Consider the following 3,983-nt stretch of genomic DNA (forward strand, 5'->3'; position numbering starts at 1 on the left):
ATCCTTAAATCACTTGAGATAAACCAGAAATGGGAGATATACTGGAGTACCATCACTTAATATTGTACAGAAGGAAATAACTTAGTGTCAGGCAAGTGATCCTATTATTGAACGCAGGTCAATATTAAATCGCAAGTGGCGCTCCTACAGAAACGAAAGTAGGTAAGCAGATCACCTTCCCACTGATGCGCGCCTAATCATACACCTCTATTTTTTAATTACCAGACTTGTCAGGTTTAATTTCTCAAAATTGACAGTTCTATGCATCACAAATACCAGGGCTTTCTTATAAAAAGTGAGAAACCTCTCTGAAGCTTGCAAAACACAAGGTCTCGATCAGGCGTGGAGACACTCTGAGGATAAGCTCGCCTGTTCCGAACTTGATTCGGAAGAGCAGGCGAGGCGGAAATATGGTTTTTCGGGGTATATTCTCCTAAATATTCTTTTATAAGAAAACCCTGGTTGTATTTCCCTATTCAGCAATGTTTTTTTGTGGAGCGGCGAGCCCCGAATCTATAGTGGAAGCAAACAGCCCCAAAGGTATTCTGCCTGGTGGTAAACGACTGAAAATAAAGGGAAAACTGACCTTGCATACTAAAAACCCTGAGCACTTATTTTACATTCTAAATGAGGCAACAAGAGCGGGCTAAAAAAAGCAACACTGTTGTTTTTACAACAATGTTGCATATTTAAAATTAATTCTATACCTTCGCTTCGCATTTTCAACCTAGGCTACTTGGGTTTTAAGAATAGCTACTCATCGTTACATACCCATTCTATTTATTTTTTTAATGCTGTAATAAAGCGGAGAAGTGTGTCTTTTCCGAATGAAAAAACTATTTGTCCCACTTACACAAATAATGGGATATGGTGACTTATATTTTTAAACACGGGCTTCGGAGGCAAATACCATAGAGGTTTTTGCCCGCTTTGACGTGATGATGGGGTATCAACTCAACATTCAAAATTTGTCCAATGTTGAAACTTGCCAAAGATCCATTGTTGGTTCCTATGCACCTCTGTTTCCTCGAAGAACCGTGGCATCACTCACTAGCTTATAAATTCTACAAACATTCCGCAGGTAGTTTTATTGTATCCACCTGCTTTTAATATGCTCTCCTGGCTGGCTTAACAGACTTTTATCAATCACTCATTCTGTACTAGAGAAATCAAAATCTGCCAGTATTTGAGTGACACTATTCATTATTCAATCTATTAATCCAATCATAAAACATATTGTAATTTATGCGATCCAATATTACTTTCATATTAGTTTTCCTGTTCATAACTCAAATTGGGTTTGGCCAAACGGGTAGCATTTTCGGAACCATAAAAGATAAGGCGAATAAACCGCAGTCGGGAGTCCACTTATTATTGGCAGAAACGTCACTTGGGACTACCTCTGACGCCAACGGTAATTATTCTCTGGAAAATATACCTGTGGGTAATTACACCTTGATGGTTACAAAGGTGGGCTTTGGAGAACAACGATTGCCTGTAAGTGTAAAAGCAAATGAAAAAACCAGGGTAGATATTTCGCTGCAGGAAGCTACATATAACCTGGATGAAATAGCCGTTTATGGACAACGTAAGAAGATTGTTTCTGCTACCAGAACAAATCTGGAGCTGTTGGATATACCTATGGCAGTACAAGTCATTGATAAACAAACAATCCAGCAACAACAAATCATTAACCTGAGAGAGGTTTTTAGAAACATAAGTGGAATTCAAAATACGGCTGCTTGGGGCAATGGTTCCCGAAGACTTGCGGTGTCGTCCAGAGGTTTTTTATTAACCGATGCCAATTACAGACGAAATGGTCTGCTTATTATGAACGAAGGGAATCACTTTTCTGATCATATTGAGGAAGTACAGGTTTTGAAAGGGCCCGCCTCAGTGTTGTATGGAGATGTGTCGCCAGGAGGAGTTATCAACTTTGTAACCAAAAAACCCCAATTGACTGATTTTACCAATTTGCGTTTAACTATGGGTTCCTGGGGCTTGGTGAGACCTTCTTTGGATTTTAACAAAAAACTGGATACTGATGGAAAGATGGCCATGCGCTTAAATGCTACTTATGAAAAAGCAAATAGTTACCGCGACAGAGTCACGAATGAATATATTATGCTTAATCCGTCATTTTTGTATAGACCCAACAACAAGGTGAATTGGACAGTAGAGGGGATATTTAGACAAGATAAGAGTGTGGAGGACCCTGGTATTTTTGTGCCAAGTGTAACCCTCGAAGAGGCACGTTCTATCCCATATAATCGCTTTTATGGAAACCCCGCCGCCCGTAATGAGTTTACCGAAACAAGCCTGGTTTCTACGCTGGAGTTGAAGCCACTTGCCAACCTTCAGATTAGACTTACCAATCAATACCAATCTGTTCCGCGTCTTAATCGAGGTATATGGCAAAACTGGGTACACAGTGTAGGAGATACCGTGGCATTAAGTAGTTTTGGGATCAATAGTAATGACCCGGCCAACCATCCTTCATTACAGGCTTTGGATGTTACGCTGGTAAATAACAATCAGGATATTGTACTAAACGAACCCATCATAGAGTTTGGCAATTCTGCCACATTTAATGCACTAAATAGCTATGCTAACCTGCTGGAATTAAATTACAGCTTCAAAACAGGAAGCATCAACCACAGTGTATTTGTAGGTTTTGATTATACGTATTCAACCGATAGAATTACTTATGAGCGTTTTCCTAATTCTATTGGGTCTTTCAACAATCCAGATCCATCAATTATGAATAACATTCTAGAGTTAAACGCCACACCAAGCGCTTATAAGGATGTTTTGACAAGAACTGGTTTAAATATTCAAGAGCAACTGATGTTGTTTAATGATAAACTGCACTTTTTGTTGGGCGTACGCTTTAACTGGTTTAAAAGAGATAGAGACTATGACAATGAATCAGAAAGACCAGATGACTATTTAAACGTGACAGATAATCCGGTTATTCCGAGGTTAGGGATGGTTTTTAAGATACAACCAAATATTTCGGTTTATGCTTCTTATGCGGAGAGTTTTGAGGTAAACGGCCGACACAGATACAAACCTACGGAGTTTTTAGATCCAACCTTAGGTAGACAATTTGAGGCTGGTGTGAAAGCCAATCTTTTGAATGAAAAGCTGGGCATAACGCTGGCGGCTTTTTCGCTCAGAAAAGAAAACCAGCCCAGTTTTATTTTAGCTACCCTGGCCGACGAAAGGGGGGTAAGCTATGACCCTGCCGAAGTTTCCATAGATGGACATATCTTGTATATTTCAAATGCACAACGAAGCCAGGGGGTGGAACTTGATTTTAACGGGAAAATCACCGATGAATTAAATGTTTCAGGTAATTATACTTATTTACAAACTTCCCTGCTTGATGATGTTATCTTCAAAAAAGGTAATGAGTTAGAAAATGCCCCTAACCATAGCCTTGGGTTATGGGCTAATTATAAGTTTTCGAGAATTCTAAAAGGTCTTTCGCTTGGTTATGGAGTGTTTTATCAGGCGCAGTATTTTGGAGATAAAGATAACAGCGAAGGCCAAACCCATTTTGCCAACACGAAGATGTCTTTGATGGTGGGTTATCAATACAAAAAGCTACTGTTGCGGTTCAATATTGAAAACCTAACTGATGAGCGCACCTATTTTAACTCGTTTGGTTACTTTTGGTTGCCACAACCGCCCCGCAGAACCTTATTTTCGATTCACTATAATTTTTAAGTAAGCACTAATCCCCCCCCCTTTTTTGACAGTAGTTTGGTCAAAAAAGTAGGACTTTCTTATAAAAAGTGAGAAACCTCTCTGAAGCTTGCAAGCACAAGGTTTCGATCGGGCGTGGAAACACTGCCCGAGGCGGAAATATGGTTTTTCAGGGGTATATTCTCCTAAAGATTCTAAGAAAGTGTTTTAAAAGGTGTTTAGGAGAGAAAATGTACTCAAACTATTTACTTTAGGGTTGCAAAACTTTCAAG

1 protein-coding gene is annotated in these 3,983 nt (G+C 39.4%); it reads left to right on the plus strand.

Annotated elements, in window-relative coordinates; all coding sequences use genetic code 11:
• The first annotated feature begins 1,245 nt into the window (after positions 1-1,245).
• On the plus strand, positions 1,246-3,732 hold the full coding sequence (locus tag Q0954_RS33135) for a TonB-dependent receptor (protein ID WP_299466088.1): 2,487 nt from the start codon (positions 1,246-1,248) through the stop codon (positions 3,730-3,732).
• The last annotated feature ends 251 nt before the right edge of the window (positions 3,733-3,983 follow it).

Origin of the sequence: uncultured Microscilla sp., assembly GCF_947493425.1 — a bacterium.
GTDB lineage: Bacteria > Bacteroidota > Bacteroidia > Cytophagales > Microscillaceae > Microscilla.